The 20497-nt window shown below is 73.0% G+C and carries 16 protein-coding genes and 2 pseudogenes; 12 read left to right on the forward strand and 6 right to left on the reverse strand.

The window, feature by feature from the left end:
• Positions 1-35 precede the first annotated feature (35 nt).
• The 8 genes and pseudogenes from G443_RS01630 (at position 36) to G443_RS01665 (ending at position 8217) form a co-directional block, all read left to right on the forward strand.
• Positions 36-1015 (forward strand): annotated as a pseudogene (locus G443_RS01630) (helix-turn-helix transcriptional regulator).
• Positions 1012-1986 (forward strand): helix-turn-helix transcriptional regulator, encoded by a 975-nt coding sequence (locus tag G443_RS01635; protein WP_026419793.1) that lies wholly within the window; start codon positions 1012-1014, stop codon positions 1984-1986. The pseudogene G443_RS01630 and the gene G443_RS01635 overlap by 4 nt, the downstream one beginning before the upstream one ends.
• 23 nt (positions 1987-2009) lie before the next feature.
• On the forward strand, positions 2010-2261 hold the full coding sequence (locus G443_RS01640; protein ID WP_245588892.1) for a hypothetical protein: 252 nt from the start codon (positions 2010-2012) through the stop codon (positions 2259-2261).
• Positions 2262-2320: 59 nt separating this feature from the next.
• A pseudogene (gene tatA / locus G443_RS01645) lies at positions 2321-2524 on the forward strand (Sec-independent protein translocase subunit TatA); the annotation flags it as partial.
• 140 nt (positions 2525-2664) lie between these two features.
• On the forward strand, positions 2665-5448 hold the full coding sequence (locus G443_RS01650; protein WP_026419791.1) for a DEAD/DEAH box helicase: 2784 nt from the start codon (positions 2665-2667) through the stop codon (positions 5446-5448).
• Positions 5449-5639: 191 nt separating this feature from the next.
• A complete protein-coding gene (locus G443_RS01655; protein WP_026419790.1) occupies positions 5640-6308 on the forward strand; it encodes a DUF4333 domain-containing protein in 669 nt (222 codons plus the stop codon).
• Between the two features lie 161 nt (positions 6309-6469).
• Positions 6470-7681 (forward strand): GNAT family N-acetyltransferase, encoded by a 1212-nt coding sequence (locus G443_RS01660; RefSeq protein WP_026419789.1) that lies wholly within the window; start codon positions 6470-6472, stop codon positions 7679-7681.
• Between the two features lie 158 nt (positions 7682-7839).
• On the forward strand, positions 7840-8217 hold the full coding sequence (locus G443_RS01665; protein ID WP_026419788.1) for a phage holin family protein: 378 nt from the start codon (positions 7840-7842) through the stop codon (positions 8215-8217).
• A 58-nt stretch (positions 8218-8275) separates the two neighbouring features.
• Here the strand turns inward: G443_RS01665 and G443_RS01670 are convergent, their stop codons facing one another.
• A complete protein-coding gene (locus tag G443_RS01670; protein WP_026419787.1) occupies positions 8276-9223 on the reverse strand; it encodes a 5'-3' exonuclease in 948 nt (315 codons plus the stop codon).
• A 164-nt stretch (positions 9224-9387) separates the two neighbouring features.
• Between G443_RS01670 and G443_RS01675 the strand changes: the two genes are divergently transcribed.
• Positions 9388-10542 carry a M24 family metallopeptidase gene (locus G443_RS01675; protein WP_026419786.1) on the forward strand — a complete coding sequence of 385 codons (1155 nt, stop codon included), beginning with the start codon at positions 9388-9390 and terminating at the stop codon, positions 10540-10542.
• Positions 10539-10991: an Lrp/AsnC family transcriptional regulator gene (locus tag G443_RS01680; RefSeq protein WP_016697474.1), complete on the forward strand. Its 453-nt coding sequence runs from the start codon at positions 10539-10541 to the stop codon at positions 10989-10991. Before G443_RS01675 ends, G443_RS01680 begins: the two co-directional genes overlap by 4 nt.
• 134 nt (positions 10992-11125) lie before the next feature.
• On the opposite strand, the gene G443_RS01685 is transcribed toward G443_RS01680, so the two are convergent.
• The 5 genes from G443_RS01685 to G443_RS01705 form a co-directional block, all read right to left on the reverse strand.
• Complete coding sequence (locus G443_RS01685) at positions 11126-12199, reverse strand: GDSL-type esterase/lipase family protein (RefSeq protein ID WP_026419785.1); 1074 nt, start codon at positions 12197-12199, stop codon at positions 11126-11128.
• 54 nt (positions 12200-12253) lie between these two features.
• On the reverse strand, positions 12254-12973 hold the full coding sequence (locus tag G443_RS01690) for an ABC transporter ATP-binding protein (protein WP_026419784.1): 720 nt from the start codon (positions 12971-12973) through the stop codon (positions 12254-12256).
• On the reverse strand, positions 12970-13692 hold the full coding sequence (locus G443_RS01695; RefSeq protein ID WP_103056561.1) for an ABC transporter ATP-binding protein: 723 nt from the start codon (positions 13690-13692) through the stop codon (positions 12970-12972). The genes G443_RS01690 and G443_RS01695 overlap by 4 nt, the downstream gene beginning before the upstream one ends.
• Positions 13685-16318, reverse strand: coding sequence for an ABC transporter permease family protein (locus tag G443_RS01700; RefSeq protein WP_155886217.1), 2634 nt, complete (start codon positions 16316-16318; stop codon positions 13685-13687). The genes G443_RS01695 and G443_RS01700 overlap by 8 nt, the downstream gene beginning before the upstream one ends.
• A 107-nt stretch (positions 16319-16425) precedes the next feature.
• Positions 16426-17859: a lysine 2,3-aminomutase gene (locus G443_RS01705; RefSeq protein ID WP_026419782.1), complete on the reverse strand. Its 1434-nt coding sequence runs from the start codon at positions 17857-17859 to the stop codon at positions 16426-16428.
• 192 nt (positions 17860-18051) lie between these two features.
• Between G443_RS01705 and G443_RS01710 the strand changes: the two genes are divergently transcribed.
• The gene (locus G443_RS01710) at positions 18052-18585 is read left to right on the forward strand and encodes an FxsA family protein (RefSeq protein ID WP_051314193.1); all 534 of its coding nucleotides are present in this window, start codon (positions 18052-18054) and stop codon (positions 18583-18585) included.
• A 79-nt stretch (positions 18586-18664) separates the two neighbouring features.
• Entirely contained in the window at positions 18665-20311 is a 1647-nt protein-coding gene (locus tag G443_RS01715; protein ID WP_026419781.1) for an amidohydrolase, read from the forward strand.
• Positions 20312-20497 lie beyond the last annotated feature (186 nt).

Consider the following 20497-nt stretch of genomic DNA (forward strand, 5'->3'; position numbering starts at 1 on the left):
GAGGGCGGGCGGGGCGGGGCCGCTAGGGTGCGGTGGTGTCCTCCGCACGTGCCGAACGCCTGGTCAACCTGGTGCTCTGTCTGTTGTCCTCCCGTCAGTACCTGACCGCGGACCGCATCCGCGGCATCGTCCCCGGGTACGCGACGGCCCCCAGCAGCGAGGCCTTTTTCCGCATGTTCGAACGGGACAAGGCCGAGTTGCGGGACCTCGGCATCCCCGTGGAGACCGGGCGCAACTCGGTCTTCGACAACACCGAGGGGTATCGGATCACGCGCCCCGACTACGAACTCGGTGAGATCGACCTCGAGGCCGACGAGGCCGCGGCGGTGGGACTCGCGGTCCGGTTGTGGGAGTCCCCGGAGTTCTCCCAGGCCGCGCACGGGGCGCTGCTCAAGTTACGGGCCGCCGGGGTCGAGCTGGACCTGAGCGTGGGGGCCGCCGTCGAACCGAAGGTGCGCATCGCCGAGCCCGCCTTCGACGCCCTGCGCGCGGCGGTGGAGAACGGCCAGGTCGTCACCTTCCGGCACCGCCGTTCCTCGGAGCCGGAGCCGGACGCCCGGCTGCGCACGGTGGAACCCTGGGGAGTGGTCTCCTGGCGAGGCCGCTGGTACCTGGTCGGCCATGACCGGGACCGGGGTGCGACCCGCTGCTTCCGGCTCTCCCGCATCGTCGGCGCTGTTCGCGCCGTCGGCGAACCGGGAGCCGTTCACCGACCGAGCGACGCCGACCTGCTCAGGATCGTCGCCGGCAGCGCCGACCCCGCTCCCGCACCGGAACCGGCAGTGCTCTGGATCGCGGCGGACCGGGCGCACGGTCTCCGCCGGCACGCCACCACCGTCGGCGGCCGCGAGGTGGGTGGGACACCGGGTGACGTCGTCGAGATCGAGTTCCGGTCCCTCTCCTCGGCGGCGGACTGGATCGCCGGCTACGCCCCGACGTGCTGGTGATCGAGCCGGCCGGCCTGGCCGACGCCGTCGCCGCGGTGCTCGGTGGAATTGTGGAGGAGACCCGATGAGCAACGCGTCCTCGCAGCGGCTCGCCCGACTGCTCGCCCTCGTCCCCTACCTGTTGGCCCGCCCTGGGATCCTGGTCGAGGAGGCCGCCCGGGATTTCGGGGTGACCCCGAAACAGCTGCGCAAGGACCTGGAGCTGCTGTGGATGTGCGGGCTCCCCGGCTACGGACCGGGTGACCTGATCGACCTGTCGTTCGACGACGAGACGGTGACCGTCTCCTTCGACGCCGGCATGGACCGTCCCCTGCGGCTCACCGCCACCGAGGCGACCTCGTTGCTGGTGGCGCTGCGCGCCCTCGCCGACACGCCCGGGGTGACGGACACCGAGGCGGTCAGCCGAGCCGTCGCCAAGATCGAGGACGCGGTGGGCCAGGCCCAGCCCAGCGGCGTCGTGATCGGGTTGGGCGGGCGACCAGGCGTCGCCGAGACGGTCCAGCGCACGGTGACGAGGGCCGTGGACGAGGGCCGGGCCCTCCGCATCCGCTACTACACGGCGTCCCGCGACGCCATCACCACTCGCGTGGTGGACCCGAAGCGGGTCCTCCTGATGGACGGGCACAGCTACCTGGACGCCTGGTGCCGGCAGGCCGAAGCGACCCGGTTGTTCCGGCTGGACCGGGTCGACGAGGCCGTGCTGCTCGACGAGCCAGCCCGCACCCCGGAGGAGGCGGAACCCGTGGACGTCGCGGGCGGGGCGTTCCGCGCCACGCCGGACCAGGAGACGGCGGTGCTCGAACTGACCCAGGACGCCCGCTGGGTCAGCGAGTACTACCCGACGGACGAACGCACCGAACTGCCCGACGGGCGGCTGCGGGTGCGGCTCCGCTACTCGGACCGCTCCTGGGTCGTCCGACTGGTGCTGGGCCTGGGCGGCCGGGCCAGGGTCGTCGAGCCGCTGCCGTTGGGCGCCGAGATCGCCGAACGCGCCGAGCGGGCGCTCCGGCTGGCCGATGAGCTGGCCGACGCCCGCTGAGTGGAGCTCGCTACCGTGTCCCGGTGATCATCGAAAGCTCGCACGTGGTTCTCGCGGTCGTCCTCGCCGTCGTCGCCGTCGCGCTCGTCGTGCTCGCCGTCGCGGTGCGCCGTGCGCTGCGTGCCGCTCGTCGGACCAGTGCCGCGCGGAGCCGGCTGTCCGCGCGGTTCGCTGACCGGGGTGGTCTGCTCCGGGCGCGGACGGCGGCGCTGAAGGTGGCCGTGGCGGAGCGGCGCGGGACGTCGAACACGCGGGGGAGCCGGCGGGAAGCGTAGGCGGATCACACCCGGTCCGGGAGTACCCTGCCAGTGACCCCGAAACGTGGGAGAGGACCATGCCCAATATCGGTACCGCCGAGATCCTGATCATCGCCGTCGTGCTCGTCCTGCTGTTCGGTGCCACGAAGCTGCCGGCGATGGCCAGGTCCCTCGGCCAGTCGGCGCGCATCCTCAAGGCCGAGGTCAAGGGCATGAAGCGGGACGGGGAGCCGCGGGACGGGACGGAGGCCCCGCAGTCCGCCCCCGCCGCCCCGTGGCCCCCGCCGTCGCGCCGGCCCCGCCGGCCGGCCCCGCGAACACCCTGGCGAACCAGGCCGATGGAGCACCGGCGGCCAACCCCGGCCAACAGGCCCCGCCCTCCTGATCCCCGTTCGTCCGGGGTATGTGAAAGCCTGGGAGCGTGGCCCGACGCCCCGCATCCCAGCACGCCCCGCTCGACCCCGCGCAGCGGTACGCCGCCGCGCGCCAGCGTGCGGCGCATCCCAAGCTCACCGACTTCCTGGGTGAGCTCTCCTTCGAGCTCGACCCGTTCCAGCGAACCGCCTGCCAGGCCCTGGAGGTGGGGCACGGTGTTCTGGTGTGCGCGCCCACCGGGGCCGGCAAGACCGTGGTGGGGGAGTTCGCGGTGCACCTGGCGTTGGGCGAGGGCCGCAAGTGCTTCTACACGACGCCGATCAAGGCGTTGTCCAACCAGAAGTACGCCGACCTCACCGCTCGGTACGGCCCGGACCGCGTGGGCCTGCTCACCGGGGACACCGCCATCAACGGCGACGCTCCCGTGGTGGTGATGACGACCGAGGTGCTGCGGAACATGCTGTACGCGGGTTCCACCACCCTCGAGGGCCTCGACTACGTGGTGATGGACGAGGTCCACTACCTCGCGGACCGCTTCCGGGGCGCGGTGTGGGAGGAGGTCATCCTGCACCTGCCGGAACACGTCCGCCTCGTCTCGCTGTCCGCCACGGTCAGCAACGCCGAGGAGTTCGGTGAGTGGCTGGTGGAGGTCCGGGGAGACACCACGGTCGTCGTCGACGAGCACCGCCCGGTGCCGCTGTGGCAGCACATGATGGTGGGCAACCGGCTGCTGGACCTCTTCGGCGGCGAGTCCGGTGGCGAACTCCGGGTCAACCCCCGGCTGCTGCAGCAGTTGGAGAGGGTGGACCGACTCGAGTTCCCACTCCGCCGCCCGCGCCGGGGCCCCCGGGACCGGGGACGGGACGCCCAGCGGCCACCGGAGAGCCGGTACCGCCCCCCGGGGCGGCCGGAGATCGTGCGCCGGCTCGACGACGCCGCCCTCCTGCCGGCGATCCTGTTCGTCTTCAGCCGGGCCGGTTGCGACGCGGCCGTCGGGCAGTGCGTGCGCTCGGGCCTGCGGTTGACCTCGGAAGACGAGGCCGAGGAGATCCGGCGGATCGTCGACCTGAAGACGGCGGACCTGCCGGACACCGACCTGGGCGTGCTGGGCTTCTGGGAATGGCGGGAGGCGCTGGAGCGCGGGATCGCCAGCCACCACGCCGGCCTGCTGCCGGCCTTCAAGGAGACCGTGGAGGAGCTGTTCGTCCGGGGCCTGGTGCGGGCGGTCTTCGCCACCGAGACCCTCGCGCTGGGCATCAACATGCCCGCCAGGACGGTGGTGCTGGAGAAGCTCGTCAAGTTCAACGGTGAGACGCACGCCGACCTCACGCCCGGTGAGTACACGCAGCTGACCGGTCGCGCCGGGCGGCGGGGGATCGACGTCGAGGGGCACGCGGTCGTCGTCTGGCAGCCGGGGATGGATCCACGGCAGGTGGGAGGGCTGGCCTCGACGCGGACCTACCCCCTGCGCTCGTCCTTCCGGCCCGCCTACAACATGGCCGTGAACCTCGTCCACCGCGTGGGCACGCCGGCCGCGCGCGAACTGCTCGAACAGTCCTTCGCCCAGTTCCAGGCAGACCGGTCGGTGGTGGGGCTGTCCCGCAAGATCGAGCGGTCGGAGGAGGCGCTGGCGGGGTACCGGGAATCGGCCACCTGCCACCTGGGCGATTTCGGCGAGTACTTCGACCTGAGGCGCAAGATCTCCGCGCGGGAGAAGGCGCTGGCACGGCAGAACACCGCCAGCCGCCGGGCCGCCGCGGCCGCCTCACTCGAACGGCTGCGCAAGGGTGACGTCATCGCGGTGCCCTCGGGGCGCCGCTCCGGACTCGCGGTCGTGGTGGACCCCGGGCTCAGCCCGATCAACGAGCCCCGGCCCCTCGTGGTGACCGAGGACAGGTGGGCCGGGCGGCTCTCCGTGGCCGACTTCCCCGCGCCGGTCGAGGCCCTCGGCCGGCTCCGACTGCCCAAGCACGTGGACGTGCGCTCGCCCCGTTCGCGGCGTGACCTGGCCTCCACCATCCGCAACACGGGCATCGACGTCCCACCCCGGAGCCGGCGTCGGGCGGGCGTAGACGACGATGACGAGCTCAACGCGCTGCGCCGTGCCCTGCGGGCCCATCCCTGCCACGGCTGCGACCAGCGGGAGGACCACGCGCGGTGGGCCGAACGCCACGAGCGGCTGAGCCGGGAGGTCCACCAGCTGCGGGGGAAGGTCGCCGGCACGACCCACTCGTTGGTGCGCACCTTCGACCGGATCCGCTCGTTGTTGCGCGCGCTGGGGTACCTCGACGGCGACGGGGCGGAGGAACGGCTCACCGAACACGGCCGTCGGCTCTCCCGCCTCTACAGCGAGTCCGACCTGCTGGCCGCCGAGTGCCTGCGCCGGGACATCTGGCGGGACCTCGAACCGGCGGAGCTCGCCGCCGTCGTCTCCGCGCTGGTGTACGAGTCCCGCCGGGAGGGAGCCGTGGTCGGCCCGCTGCCCGCCGGTCCCATCACCGAGGCCCTGACCCGTACCAGCCAGATCTGGGCCGAGGTCGAGGACCGGGAACGCCAGCACCGGTTGGACCGGACCCGGGAACCCGACCCGGGGTTCGCCTGGCCGGTGTTCCGGTGGGCGCGGGGTGAGTCGCTCGAACGCGTCCTGACCGCCGCCGCGTCGGCGGGGCAGGAACTCTCCGCCGGCGACTTCGTGCGGTGGTGCCGGCAGGTGGTGGACCTCCTGGACCAGTTGCGGGACGTCGTGGGCGCCGGGAACCCGGTCGGGGCGGCGGCGGGGAGGGCGGTCCGTGCCGTGCGACGAGGTGTCGTCGCCATGGGTTCGGTGTGAGCCCACTCCCCGGGGTGACCTCCGGGGCACTCCGGTCCGTGACCGGGTCCCTCGGCGGTCCGGTGTCACAAGCTGAGCTACCACCACCCGAAGAAGACCTGATGGGAGCTATGGTTTGATCGGCGTCCACCGGTTCCGGTGTCCCGAAGCCGGCGCGCCCACGAACACGCACGCTCACGCCGGAGGCCAACATGACCAGCCCGTACGGACCGTCCGGGGGCAACGACCCGCACCAACAGTGGGGGCAGCCCCAGGGCTACCCGGGAACCCCCGCCGGTGGGACGCCGGAACAGTCGGCCGGTTACGGGCAGTACGGCCAGCAACCCGGTTACGGGCAGTACGGCCAGCAGCAGTACGGGGCGCAGCCCGGGTACGGTGACCCGGCGGCACAGCAGGGTTACGGGCAGTACGGCCAGCAACCCGGCTACGGCGACCCGTCCCAGCAGGGGGCCTACGGGCAGTACGGGCAGCAGTACCCGCAGCAGCAACAGTACGGGCAGTACGGGCAGCAGTACGGCGGTTACCCGCCCCCCGGGCAGAACAAGAAGTCCGCACTGCCCTGGATCGTCAGCGGCGGGATCGCCGTGGTGCTGGGCGGGGTCGCCGTCCTCGGGTTCGTCTGGCCGGGCTGGTTCAACTCCAAGGTCTTCGACTCCGACGCCATGGCCGGCGAGGTCCAGCGGATCCTCACCGACACGTGGGGCATCGGCGACGTGTCGGGGGTGAGTTGTCCCAGTGACCAACCCCTGGAGGCCGGCCACAGCTTCCAGTGCGAGGCGACCATCGGCGGGAACCCCGTGCAGGTCGACATCCAGGTGAAGAACGAGGACGGCGACTACGAGGTCGTCCAGCCCTCCTGATCTCCGGTGCCCCGGCGGGCGCGGCCGGCGGCGGGGTCCCACCGGCTCCGACGCCGAGCCGTCGCCCGGGCATCCGCCGGTGCGGGCCGTCGCGGTGGTCGGGGGCGGACCGAGGGGAAAAACACGTCGCGTCCCGGGCTCGCCCCGGGCAGGATCGCCCCATGACCCGCTTTGACGTCGAGCCCGTTCCCGTCAGCCGGATCCGGGAGACCAACGAGCTGTTCCGCACGGCGCTGCACGCGCCGGTCTCCTCCGACGAGAAGTGGGAACTCGCGGCCCGCTCCTACCAGACCGGGCGGACCTGGGGAGTCCTCGACGAGGGTGAGTACGTGGGGACGGCGAGCTCGTTCGGTGCCCTGTTACGGGTCCCCGGTGGCGCGGAAGTGCCGATGGCGGCGGTCAGCAGGGTGGCGGTGCGCGCCGACCACACCCGGCGCGGCATCCTCACCGAGCTGATGCGCACCCAGCTCACCGACGCGGCCCGGCGGGGCGAGCCGACGGCGACCCTGCGGGCCAGCGAGACCGCCATCTACGGTCGCTTCGGCTACGGCGTCGCGGACCGGAGCCGTTCGGTCCAGGTGCGGGCGGACCGGGCCCGGATCGGTGACCTCGGTGGGGAGGGCACGGTCCGGCTGCTCCGGACCGACCAGCTGGCCACTGCGCCCCCCGAGATCTACGCCGGTTTCGGTCCGTACCGGACCGGCATGATCAGTCGCCCGGCCGAGTGGTGGGTGCCCAGGGTGGAGATGCCCCTGAAGGACGGCCGGAACCTGCGGGGAGCCGTCCACACCGGCTCCGCCGGCCACCGGGACGGCTACGTGCTGTACGAGGTGAAGGTCCCGGACGATGCGGGCTTCGACGGCGCCGTCCTCACCATCCACGACCTGCACGCGCCGGAGCCGGCGGTGCGGCGGCGGCTGTGGCGCTTCCTCCTGACGACTGACCTGGTGGGCACGGTCGAGATGCACACCGCACCCGTGGACGAGCCCCTGGAGTGGTGGGTCGGCGACCCCCGGGCGGTGCGCACCAAGGGGATCGAGGACGCGACGTGGCTGCGTCTCACCGACGTGCCGGCAGCGCTGGCGGCCCGGTCGTACGGGAACGCCGAGCCGGTCGTCCTCGAGGTGCGTGACTCCCTGCTGCCGGACAACTCCGGCTGCTACCGGGTGACGGCCGAGGGAGCCGCCCGCACGGACGCCGACCCGGACCTCCGGCTCTCCTCGGCGGCCCTCGCCGCCCTGTACCAGGGGGATGTCCGTGTCTCGGTGCTCGCCACCGCTGGCCTCGTGGAGGTGCTGGACGGCGCCGCGCTCGCGAGGGCGGACGTGCTGTTGGGGGCCGAGGAGACCCCCTGGTGCGGTACCTACTTCTGACCGGCCCGGGTGGGAGGTCGCCGCTCACCGGGTCGGGCGTCGGTCGGGGCTCCGTCCGGGAACTCCCGGCAGCTGCCCCGCGGCGTCGGCTACGGTAGCCGCGAAGACGATCGCGGCCGGGGGGTCGCGGAGCCGAGCCGAGAACGGGGTGCGTCACGGTGGTCCTGATCCTGCACGTCCTGATCACCGCCGTCGCGGTGTGGGCGACGACCCTGCTCCCCGGCGTGCAACTGGAGGGCGGGACCACCGGGGCGCGGCTGGGGACGCTGTTGGTGGTGGCGGTCATCGTCGGTCTGGTCAACGCGGTGCTCAAGCCGGTCGCGAAGACGGTGGGGTGCCTGTTCTACCTGCTCACGTTCGGCCTGATCGGCCTGGTGGTGAACGGCCTCCTCTTCATGTTCGCCAGTTGGATCGCGCAGCAGTTCGGACTGCCCTTCTCGGTCTCGAACTTCTGGTCGGCGGTGCTCGCCGGGCTCATCGTGTCCATCGTGTCCGCCGTGCTGTACAGCGTCACCAGGAAGGTCATCAAGTCCTGAACGCCCCCGACACCGAACTCCGGGCAGCGACCGCCCCGGGTGCGGGGCGGTCCCGGGGCTACCGGAGCGCGGCCGCCAGCCGATCCACCGACCGGCGCAGCCCCCACCGCCGCCCGAGTTCCACCAGCCGCTCGGGGTCGGAAGGGCTGTCCGGGACGGCGGAGTCGCGGTCGGTCAGCAGCGGAGCGTCCCGCACGACCCGCACCACGCGGGTGGCGCGGGCGAGGTAGTCCCCGGCGTCGACCAACGCGGCCCTGGCCCGGGGTGGGACGCGGGAGTCCCCGGCGCCGGCCGCCGCCTGCAGCTCCTCGACGGTGCCGAACGTGGAGATGAGCCGGGCGGCGGTCTTCTCGCCGATCCCGGGAACACCGGGCAGGCCGTCGGAGGGGTCGCCGCGCAGCACCGACATGGCCTCGTAGGCCGGTCCCGCGATCTCGACCGGGAGCTGGTAGCGCTCGGCGATCTCCGAGGGGCCGAAGAGTTCGGCCTTCGCCCAGCCGCGTCCGAGGTAGAGCACGCCCGTCGGCGTGGGTTCGGTACGGACGAGTTGGAAGAGGTCGCGGTCTCCCGTGACGATCTCCACCGGGTCGGCGCGTTCGCCGGCGGCCCAGGTGCCGATGACATCGTCGGCCTCGTGCCCGGCCGACTGGCTCGTCGCCAGTCCGGCGGCGGCCAGGACGTCGAGGATGATCTCGACCTGCGGCGCCAGCGTGTCCGGCACCTCCTCCGCGTCCGAGGAGCCCTCCGCGACGCGGTGCGTCTTGTACGAGGGGAGGGCCTCCACGCGGAACGCCGGCCGCCAGTCGGCGTCGAGGCACGCCACGAAGCGCCGGGGCCGCCGGTCGGTGAGGATGCGGGCGACGGTGTCGGTGAACCCACGGACGGCGTTGACCGGGGTGCCGTCTGGCGCGGTCAGGGACTCCGGCAGGGCGTGGAACGACCGGAACCACAGGCTGGCGGAGTCCAACAACACGAGTGGACCGTCGACGCGCCGACTACCGGACACCGCGAACTCCTCACCGCCGAACGGGACCGGGCGGAACCAGGGTGGTGGCCCGTCGCCTTCGTGACAGGGCCACCCTAGCCGCCCGGTGTGACGGACCGCCGAGCGTGACCGGACCGGTCGGTCGTCCTCCCCGCCGCCCCCGGCGCGTCGCTACGCTGTCGGCCATGGTCTCGCCCTCATCGTCTCCCCTGACCGAACCGCGGCTGTTCAGGGACCGCCTCTCGCGCGTGGCCGAGGCCGCGCGGCACGCCGACGTGGACGCGCTGCTCGTCGCGCCAGGCTCCGACCTCCGGTACCTCCTCGGAATCGACAGCGGATCGTTCGAGCGGCTGACGGCGCTCGTCGTCCCCTCGGCCCCAGGACGACGCCCCGCCCTGGTGACCCCCAAGCTGGAGGAGCCGGGGTTCGCCGCACTCGACACCACGGCCCTCGGCCTGGACCTGGTGACGTGGTTCGACGGCGAGAGCCCGTACGACCTGGTCCTGGAGCTCGTGACCAGGGCGGGCGCCCCGGCCCGGCTCGCCGTCGGTGACTCGATGACGGCGCAACACGTGCTCGGGCTGCGGGCCGCCGCGCCGGGCGTCGAGCAGGTCCTCGCCGGAGCGGTCATCCGCCAGATCAGGATGCGCAAGTCCCCCGAGGAGATCGAGGCCCTCGCCGAGGCCGGCGCGGCCATCGACCGGGTGCACGCCAGGATGGCCGAGTGGCTTCGCCCCGGGCGGAGCGAGGCGGAGGTGGGCGCGGACATCGCCGCCGCCATCGTCGCCGAGGGGCACGCCGAGGCGGAGTTCGTGATCGTGGGTTCCGGTCCCAACGGCGCCAGCCCGCACCACGAGCTCTCCGACCGGGTGATCCAGCCCGGCGACGTGGTGGTCGTCGACATCGGGGGCCCGACCCCGGCCGGGTACAACTCGGACTGCACCCGCACCTACGCGGTCGGCGAGCCAGCCGACGCCGACGTGCGCGAGGTGTACGCGGTGCTGGAGCGCGCCCAGCGTGCCGCCGTCGACGCCGTGCGGCCGGGGGTCACCGCGGAGTCGGTCGACGCGGCGGCCCGTGAGGTGATCAGCGCCGCCGGCTACGGCGAGTTCTTCGTGCACCGCACCGGCCACGGCATCGGCCTGGACGTCCACGAGGAGCCCTACATCGTCGGGGGCAACGGCGACGTGCTCGAACCGGGCACGACCTTCAGCGTGGAGCCGGGGATCTACTTCCCCGGCAGGTGGGGCGCCAGGATCGAGGACATCGTCGTGGTGACCGAGACCGGGGTGCGCCGGCTGAACACCGGACCCCGGGCGTTGACGGTGCTCTCGACGTGAGCGCCCAACTGGAACCCATCGACAGGTCCATCCTCCGCGAGCTCGCGTCGAACGGCCGGTGCAGCTTCACCGATCTCGCGGACCGGGTGGGGCTGAGCGTGTCCGCTGTGCACCAGCGGGTGCGCCGGCTGGAACAACGGGGGGTGCTGCGGGGGTACTCGGCGCGGTTGGACGGCGAGCAGGTCGGCCTGCCGCTGACCGCCTTCATCTCGCTCACCCCCATCGACCCGGCCGCTCCCGACGACTACCCGCAGCGCCTCCAACACCTGCCGCAGATCGAGTCGTGCTACTCGGTGGCGGGGGAGGAGTCGTACATCCTGCGGGTCAGGGTCGCCTCACCGGTCGGGCTCGAGGACCTGCTGCGCCAGATCCGCGAGGCGGCGAAGGTCGCGACCCGCACCACCGTGGTGCTGTCGACGCCCTTCGAGAACCGACCGCCCGCGGTCTGATCCCTCCCGTGGGCGGCCACCGTCCCGGCCCCATCCCGACACGGATGGGGCCGGGGTCTCCGGGGGCGAGATCCTCGGGGTGGGAAGGATGGCCGCCGCGCCTCGAGGTCGGCCCGGGGAGCGGGGCCGGCCGCTCAGCGGTCGTCGATCACCCGGTCGTCGGGCACCACCGTGAGCCGACCGTCGGGTCCTGCGACGCAGGCCGCGGACCGGGCGCCGTCGGCCAGGAAGTCGGTCAGGCAGCGCCCGAACTCGGCGTGCCCCTCGGCGTTGGGGTGGAATGACTCCTGGATGGCGTGCGGAGCCCGGTGGTCGTCCCCGAGGCCGTCCCAGTCGATCGTGAGCCGGGTGAACCACTCCTCGCCGTCGTCCCGGGAACAGGCCTCGCGGTCGAGGCCGGCCTGGGAGAGGTCGAGGAACCGGACCCGCGCCTGCCGGGCCACCTCGGCCAGGCCGTCGGACAGGGCGCGCACCGCGTCCCGCTGCATCCAGCTGGTGTCGCTCTCCCGGAAGGGGCAGCCGGCGAGGCCCCGCAGACCCGGGATGACCCTGGTGCCGATCGGGGAGGCGTAGGACTGGAGCACGAGTTCGTAGCTGGCGTCCGGATAGCCGTGCTCCCGCATGACCTCCCTGATGTCGGCGAGCGCGGAGCGCACCTTCGGCGCCATCTCGGCGACCCTGTCCTCCCAACTCGGGGACAGGGTCTCGCCGCAGTGACCGCCGTCCTGCTCGAACCAGGCGCGCACGCAGTGCCCGAGCACGTCCGAGAAGCGCGGGTCGTCGTTGGCGCCGACCGCCACGACGATCGCGGCGACCCGGTACTCGCCGGCCAGTTCCCGGAGCTGTTCCGCCTGGGAACCCTCCGTGTTGTGCACGGCGTCGCCCAGCCCCACGTGTTCGGCGCGGGCGCCGGAGCACGCGAGGTTCACCGTGCGGTCCACGCCGGGCACCCGCAGCTGGTGCACGGTGGCGTGGCTGGACCGGTGACACCAGTTGTCGTCCTCGCCGTCGGTGCCGGGTGCGTAGTCGCCCGCGCCCTCACCGGACATCGTGGAGTCGCCGAGGGCGACGACGACTCCCGGCGCGTCCCAGGGCGGTTCCGGCAGCACCGGGAGCGGCCGGTCGGACACGACCAGCAGCAGGGGGAGGGCGATCATCAGCAGGACGAGGAACAGGGACACCGGGCGGAACGGGGCGGGCGGGCGCATCCTGGACAGTTTATGTGCCCTTCCGTCCGGTTCGGGAGGAAACAAGGAGCCCACTCATCCGGTCTCCACCCTCCCGGCCGGGGCCGGGACGAGCCCGTCCGCCCCGACGAGACCGGGGACGAGACGTCCCTCGGAGAGCACCAGGCAGCGGTCCGCCACCGCGTGCACCTCGTCGTCGTGGGTCGCCACGAGCACGGCGGTGCCCTCGTCCGCCGCCGCTCGCAGCGCGACGAGCACAGTGGACAGGCTCGCGTGATCCAGGTGGGCGGTGGGCTCGTCGGCCAACAGCACCGCCGGACGCACCGCGAGCGCCCGTGCCAGGGCGACCCGCTGCCGCTGGCCGAACGACACCTGGAGCGGGTACCTGTCGGCCAGGGCGGCCACGCCCAGACCTCCCAGCAGCGAGTCCACCCGGTCCGCCACCTCCTCGGGAGTGCGCGTGGTGAGCATCCGAAGCGGCAGCGCGACGTTCTCCGCCAGCGTCAACTCCTCCGACAGCCCCATCGTCTGCGGGAGCACCGCGAGGCTGGTCCACGGTGTCAGCGGGGTGACCTCGTCCCCCAACACCTCGACGGAACCGGAGTCCGGTCTGTCGAAGGCGGCCAGCAGGGTGAAGAGGGTGCTCTTGCCCGAGCCGGAGGGGCCGGACACCGTCACGACCTCCCCCGCGGCGACGTCGAGGTCGAGACCGTCGAGGACCTCGATCCGGCCGCCGCCCTGGTTGAAGCCCCGTCCCAGGCCCCGTACCCGGAGCCGTGCCTCCGCCACCGTCATGTCGTTCCCTCCTTCGCGGCCCCCGAGTGGAGGTGGCCGTCGCGGATGCGCACGACCCGGGGCCCCAGTTCGAGCAGCCTCGGGTCGTGGGAGGCCACCACCAGGGTGACCCCGAGCCCGTGCAGTTGGGTCAGCGTCTCCACTACCAGCTCCGCGGAGCGGTGGTCGAGCTGGGAGGTGGGTTCGTCGGCGAGGACGACGTCCGCGCCCGCTCCCACCGCGCAGGCGAGCGCGAGCCGCTGCTGCTGGCCACCGGAGAGCGCCTGCGTGGGCCAGGAGCCGGTCCCGCCGAGTCCCATCCGTTCCAGCAGGGCGGGCCCGGGGTCCTCCCGGCCGGCGAGCTGCGCCCGCGCCCGCAGGTTCTCCGCCACGCTGAGGTAGTCGAAGAGGTTGTCGCCGGGGTTCTGGTAGACGAGGGTGACCTGCCTGGAACGGAGACGGCGGAGCTCGGCGTTGCCGGCCCGGGTGACGTCGCGCCCGAGGACGTGGACCGAACCCGCCGCCGGGCGGGACACCAGGGCCAGCACCCGCAACAGGGTGGATTTCCCCGAACCCGAGGGGCCGGCGAGGATCACAAACTCGCCTCGGGAGACGGCCAGGTCGACGCCGCTGAGGACGGGAACCCGGGTCAGCTGCGTGGAGTAGGAGACGTCCACGCCCCGCAGGCGGAGCGCGGGTCCCTCCCCTGAGGGCGCCGGCGTCGTCATCTGCTCACTCACGGATCAGCTCTCCCACTCGGGCGGTGCGCACCGCGCGCACGGCCAGCCAGGTGGCCGCACCCACCACCGCGAGGGTGGCGACCAGGAGGACGGACAGGAACAGCACGGGGACGGGCGCCGCCGGAACCGGCACCAGGCGGGGCGCCGGGTCGAGCTGGCTCGCGGCGAGTTGGGCCGCGCCCCACCCGACGGCGGCGCCGACCAGGGCCGCGAGACCGCCGATCGTGCCCAGTTCCACCAGGTAGCTGGCGACGAGCGTCCTCGGCCGGACCCCCATCCGGAGGGACAGCGCGCCGGACAGCGCGTTCTGACGGCGCCGCACCTCGATCGCCAGCAGCAGGGAGGTGATGGCCAGCACGGCGAGCACGGTGCCGAGCACGGTGATGAACCCGAACGTCCACTCCATGGTGAGGAACGGCAGGCCGTCCAGGGACGAGGTCCGCTCCACGGACTGGATGGTCCACCCGCCCCCGGCCTGGATGCGGTCGACGACCTCGGCGGCGGGCAGCGCCGACAGCACGGTCCAGGTGTTCACCCGGAACCCGCTCGGGACGGTGTCCCGGGCGACCACGTAGGTGGGGGAGGTGACCCCGGGGAACCCGGTGACCTCGCCCACGGTGCTCAGCACCAGGCCGCTGCCCGCCCGCAGCTGGTCACCCCCGGGCGCGCCGGCCACGCGGACGGCGGGCACGGCGGCGTCGCCGGGTCCTCGGTCCGCTTCCCCGGCGCGCAACGCCGACAGGGCCTCGTCCACGGCGGAGGCGATGCGCCGGTCACCCAGCCAGCCTCCCCGGTGGAAGGTGTCCGGCTCGACGACGAGGACCGTGACCTCGCGCGATGGGTCGGCGATCGAGGTCGTGCTGCGACCGACCAGGGTGCTCCGCTCGGCGATGGAGGCGGGTACCGCCTGGTCGGCGTTGACGGTGGTGTTGCCCACGTCCACCGCGCTCTCACCGCCGACGAGCACACCGGACTTGGCGTCGAATGCGTCCCGCTGGGCACCGACGATGCCCCCGCCCACGGCGAGCACCCCCACGGCGAGCAACGCGAGGGCGGTGACCCCCACGGCCGTCCCGCCGGAGGCCGCCAGCCGGCGTATCCCGAACTGGAACGCCGGGCGCCGCCAGGCGCTGAGCCGGTGGGAGCGGACCAACGACCACCCGAGGCCCCGAGCGGTCAGACCGGCGAGCGTGACCACCACCAGCAGCGGGAACGCCAGCGCCACCGGGTCGACGCGGGGCAGCACCTCACCGGACTCGACCGTCAGCGCCCCCTCGGCGAGCCGGAGACCGGACCACACGGCGAGGGCCCCGGTGGCGAGCTCCCACGGGACCAGCCGCAGCCGGCTCACCGCCCGCGAACGGGCCCGAGGGGCGGTCTGGAAGAGCTGGTGCGCGCGGACCGCGACCGTGGCGGTCAGCACCGCGAGCGATGCGACGACCAGCCCCCCGACGGCGAGCGCCGCGTCGACGAGGACTCCGTCCCGCAGCACGAGCGACGGTGCGTACAGGCCGCGCGCGAGGGTGGCCAGGGCCAGGCCGGCGGCCGAACCGACCAGGACGGGGAGTCCGAGTTCCAGCAGCGCCCTGGTGCCGAGGGCGAGGGGGGAGGCCCCGTGCGTCCAGAGCAGCCTGGCCTCCCTCGTGCGGCGCTGGAGCCACTGGACCGCCACGGCGGCCATGCCCGCCAGACCCACCAGGAGGCTGACCACGGTCAGGGGAAGCACCGCCAGGGTGACGGTGCGGCTGGACTCGTCGGCCAACTGGAGCGAACGCTCGAGGTAGACGCCCCTGCTGACGAAGTCCTCACGGGCCAGCTCGGCGGAGAGGTCGTCGACCACCGCCCGTGACCGGTCGTGGAGCGCGGCCGCCTCCTCGGGGGTCGAGGGGGCGTCGACCGGGAACCGCAGTGTCGTGGTGAAGGTCGCGTGGGAGACGTCCTCCCACTGGACCGCCAGTTCGTCGACGACGGCCGGCGGCGGCTGGAGGGAGGAGAGCACGTCCCGGTCCGGCACGAGGACGGGAGGAGCGCTCTGCCACTCGCTGTCCATCGGGCCGGGGACGACGAGCTTCTCCTCGCTGCACCAGTAGCCCTCCCCGGTCCGCTCCAGGTCCTCGTAGACGGCGGTGACCGGTGGCAGCTCGCCGAGCCCGGCCTGCCGGGGCCGGTCGCCGAGGTCCGCGCCGGTGAGCTCGGCCAGCGATTCGGGGATCCAGAGCCCGTCCGTGCCGCCGCCGCGCACCACCGTCACCTGCTCGGCGAGCCCGTCGCGGTAGGCGAGCTTCGCCCGACCGGAGGACTCGCCGAAGTCCAGCATGAGGACGCCGCTGTACAGGCCGGCGACCACACCGTCGTCGAACCCGTGGTCGGCCGCCGACCGCTGGGCCAGTGAGGCGGCCTCGACGCTCCCGTCGAAGCGCATCGGGACCAGCTCGACGGCGGGGCCTCGCAGGTGGGGGCAGAACCGGCTCACGTTGTAGTCGACGGCCGCCGTGCGCACGCTGGACACGTGCAGCACGGCGGCGGTCGCCACGAACGCCAGGACCAGGCCCGCGAACAGGGCGACCAGGAGGCTCGACGGTTGTCCCCACGCCACCAGGGGCGCCCGTCTCCACGGCAGCTTCACGCGCGCAGAGTGACATACGTTACTCCGTGCGAGTAGGGATTACCGCGAAAGGTCATCCCTTCGTAACGCGGGGGAAGGTCGTGCCGGCGACGGGGCCCGGGCCGGGGTCACTGGTCGGCCCACCACCGCTGTCCCCGCTCGTCGAGCGTGTAGATCGGGTCGTAGTACGGGTAACGCCTGGTGAGGGCGTCCGGATCCTCCGCCTCGATGCCGGTCCGGTAGTTCTTCGTCCAGTAGGACACCCCGTGCTCGTGGTCGTACTCGGCGAGCTGGTGCACCCACCGCTTCCCGACGTAGGGCACATCGCAGATCAGCCTCGGGGTGGCGTAACCGGGCAGGTAACCCATGATGGCGTGCTGGAGGCGCTGCGCCTCCCACACCGCCAGCCGCCAGTGCTCGGCGTTGGGGATCATGTCGCACATGTAGAAGTAGTAGGGGAGCACGCCGGCTTCGCCCTGGAGGGCGAAGCACAGGTCGAGCAGCGCCTCCGCGCTGTCGTTCACGCCCCGCATCAGCACGCCCTGGTTGCGGACGTCCCGCACCCCCACGGCGAGTGCCGTCCTGGCTGCCTCCGCGACGAGCGGGGTCACGGAGTTCACGTGGTTGACGTGGGTGTGGATGGCCAGGTTGACACCCCGCCGCGCCGCCGTCCTTGCGACCCGCTCCAGCCCTTCCACGACCTTCGGCTGGAGCCAGTGCTGGGGAAGCCCCGCCAGCGCCTTGCTCGCGAGCCGCACGTCCCGGACGGTCTCGATCTCCAGCAGCCGCATGAGGAAGCTCTCCAGCTGGTGCCACGGCATGTTGGCGACGTCTCCGCCGGAGACCACCACGTCGCGGACACCCGGGGTCTCCCGCAGGTACTGGATCATCCGGTCCTGCCGGTCGACGGGCTTGAGCCCCAGCCTGAGTTTGTCCACCTGGGGAGTGGAGTTGCCGACCAGGTCCATCCGCGTGCAGTGCCCGCAGTACTGCGGGCAGGTGGACAGCATCTCGGCGAGGACCTTGGTGGGGTACCGGTGGGTGAGCCCCTCGACCACCCACATCTCCGCCTCGTGCAGGGAGTCCCTGGAGGAGTGCGGGTGGCTCGGCCACACGGGGTGGCGGTCCGAGCGCACGGGAAGCATGTAGCGGCGCACCGGGTCGGCCAGGAAGGCGTCGGTGAAGGCCTCGGGATCGGTGGTCTCCTCCCGCGCCATCGTGTTGAGCATCTGCGGTGGGAGGAGCATGGACATGGTCGCCATCTCGCGGTGGTCCGCGTCGAGGTCCTCGTAGAAGCGCTCGGTCAGCAGGTCGCCCACCACCCGGCGCAGCTGGCGGATGTTGCGCACGCAGTTGACCCGTTGCCACTGGGCGTCCCGCCACTGCTCGGCCGTGACGTCCCGCCAGCCGGGGAAGCGTCGCCAGTCGGGCTCAACCAATTCCCGCCGCACGTACTCGTAGGGCTGTTCGGCCCGGCCACCCTCTCCGAGGTGGCCGTCGGTGTCGCCCCGGCCTTTCCCAAGATCGTCGCGCTGGCGGGCGATGGCTTCCTGGACAGTCATACTTGGCCTCCAGAATCGGTTCGACCGTAAAAACATCCTTACACACCCGGTCAACTCCGGAAATATTTCGCGTTCTGTGGGTGCGTTAGGCTGGTGTGAGACCGAGGTCCGCGAGGTGTCGGGAGCATTACGGCCCTCCTGTCCGTTGTCGAGACAGCCGTGTAACCGACTCGTGTGGGGAGTGCCCAGCCCGTGCCTTTCCTGCTCCTGGCCATCCTCGAAATCGCCACCCTGATCCTGGTGGGCAACGCCATCGGCGTGCTGCCCACGCTGCTGCTCGTCGTGGCCGGCAGCATTGGTGGCGGGCTGCTCCTGCGCCACGAGAGCACCAAGGCGGTCACCGCCGTCCAGGAGGCCGTCCGCCGCAAGGCGCCACCGGAGGGCGGTGCGAGCGCGACAGCCATCCTCGCCGCGATCATGCTGCTCGTCCCGGGCCTGCTGACCTCGTTCCTCGGCCTGGTGCTGCTCCTGCCGCCGGTGCGGGCCGTCTTCCGTCGCCGACTGCTCTCGCGCCGTGTCCGTTTCGCCCAGAACGCAGTGCGGTTCGCCAGCCGCACCGGCCACCACGGCGCCTCGGAAGGAGTGGTCGAGGGCGAGGTCGTCGACGTCGACGACTCGCACGGGCGGGCACGCCCCGCGGGTGGGGCTGGTGGACCCGAGTCCCCACGACGGCCCGGCGAGGACCCGCCGCAGGACCCCCGGGAACTGCCCGGTGGCGCCACCTGACACCCCTCGGGGGCGATGTCGGCCACTTCGGGACGGGAGCCGGGACAAGCGGCCCACCGCCACCCGGCAGACTGCACCCGTGACCCCCACGTACCACCGCCCCACCACCCTGCTGCGCGGCGGACGCATCCACTCACCCGCCAGCCCGGACGCGACCGCGATGGCGATCGTCGACGACACCGTCGTCTGGGTGGGCCACGACGCGGCGGCGATGGCCCTGTACGGGGACGACGCCGAGATCATCGACCTGGCGGGCGCCTTCGTGGCCCCGGCCTTCGTCGACGCGCACGTGCACGCCACCGCCACCGGGCTGCTGCTCCAAGGGCTCGACCTCACCGGCTGCCGTTCTCTCCCCGAGGTGCTCGACGCGCTCGCCCGCTACCGGGCCGACCACCCCGGTGAGGTGATCTGGGGGCACGGCTGGGACGAGACGTCCTGGCCGGAGCGCCGCGTGCCGAGCCGAGCGGAGATCGACGCCGCCTGCGCCGGCGCGCCGGTGTACCTCTCCCGGATCGACGTGCACTCGGCGCTGGTCTCGACCGCGATGCTCGACGCGGCCCCCTCGGCACGCACCAGCGCCGGCTACCACCCCACCGGCCCGCTGACGACCGAGGCGCACCACCTGGTCCGCCGGGTGGCGCAGGACAGCCTCACCCCCGCGCAGCGGCACCGCGCCCAGCTGGCGTTCCTCCGGCACGCCGCGTCCCGGGGGATCGCCGCGGTCCACGAGTGCGCGGGCCCCGACATCTCCTCCCCGGCCGACCTCACCGAACTCCTGGGCCTGTCGCTGGAACCCGACCTGCCCGACCTGGTCGGCTACTGGGGCGAGCTGGACGGGCTGGGCGCCGCACGGGAACTCGGCGCGGCCGGCCTCGCCGGGGACCTCTTCGTCGACGGCGCCCTCGGCTCCAGGACCGCGCACCTCCACTCCCGGTACGCGGACGCGGAGCACAACGGGCTGAGCTACCTCGACGCCGACCAGATCGCCAGGCATCTCGTCGCGTGCAGCAGGCACGGGCTCCAGGCCGGCTTCCACGTCATCGGGGACGCCGCGACCAGCGCGGTCGTCCGGGGGTTCGAGTTGGCGGAGGACGTCCTCGGGCTGCCCGCGCTCGTGGCCGGACGGCACCGGCTCGAACACCTCGAGATGGTGGACGCCCACCAGGCTGCCCAACTGGCCCGGTGGGGCGTGGTGGCCTCCATGCAGCCGAACTTCGACGCCGCCTGGGGCGGCTCGGAGGGCATGTACGCGGCGCGGCTGGGCGCGGAGCGCGCCGCCGGCCTCAACCCCTTCGCGATGCTCGCGGCGGCCGGGGTGACCCTCGCGTTCGGCTCCGACACGCCGGTCACCCCGGTGGACCCCTGGTCGGCGGTGCGGGCCGCGGTCCACCACCGCACCCCTGGCTCCGGCATCTCCCCCCGGGCGGCGTTCACCGCGCACACGCGGGGGGGCTGGCGGGCGGCCGGGCAGGCCGATGACCTCCTCGGCACGCTGGTACCCGGGGCGCCGGCCACCTACGCCGTCTGGGAGGCGGGTGAGCTCGTCGGTCCCGCCACCGACTCCCGGGTCGCCCGCTGGTCGACCGACCCCCGGTCGCGGGTCCCGAGGCTGCCTCGGCTCGACGCGGAGGCCGAACTGCCCCGGTGCCTGCGCACGGTCCTGCGGGGACAGGTGATCTACGACCACGAATCGGCCGGGGACGCGACGCTGGACGCGGTCGGGTAGCGGTTCGACAGGCCGCCTCGCGGCACCGGCCGGACACCGGTCCCGCCGCCCCGAGGTCGGGCGTGGTGCCCGTCGAACCCCGTCCTCCGGCCTCCGTCAACCGGGTGATGGACCACCCGACCGAGCGAGGAGTGCGGTGTCTCGGATGAGGGCGCACGGTGGACGGTGAGCACGCCGTAAGCTCAC

The organism is Actinoalloteichus caeruleus DSM 43889, from assembly GCF_000429185.2.
In the GTDB taxonomy this organism is placed as follows: Bacteria; Actinomycetota; Actinomycetes; order Mycobacteriales; family Pseudonocardiaceae; genus Actinoalloteichus_B; species Actinoalloteichus_B caeruleus.

Coding starts and splice junctions, on each gene's coding strand:
- G443_RS01635 (WP_026419793.1), top strand. CDS start 1,012: ATGAGCAACGCGTCCTCGCAGCGGCTCGCCCGACTGCTCGCCCTCGTC.
- G443_RS01660 (WP_026419789.1), top strand. CDS start 6,470: ATGACCCGCTTTGACGTCGAGCCCGTTCCCGTCAGCCGGATCCGGGAG.
- G443_RS01705 (WP_026419782.1), bottom strand. CDS start 17,859: ATGACTGTCCAGGAAGCCATCGCCCGCCAGCGCGACGATCTTGGGAAA.
- G443_RS01685 (WP_026419785.1), bottom strand. CDS start 12,199: ATGCGCCCGCCCGCCCCGTTCCGCCCGGTGTCCCTGTTCCTCGTCCTG.
- G443_RS01690 (WP_026419784.1), bottom strand. CDS start 12,973: ATGACGGTGGCGGAGGCACGGCTCCGGGTACGGGGCCTGGGACGGGGC.
- G443_RS01675 (WP_026419786.1), top strand. CDS start 9,388: ATGGTCTCGCCCTCATCGTCTCCCCTGACCGAACCGCGGCTGTTCAGG.
- G443_RS01655 (WP_026419790.1), top strand. CDS start 5,640: ATGACCAGCCCGTACGGACCGTCCGGGGGCAACGACCCGCACCAACAG.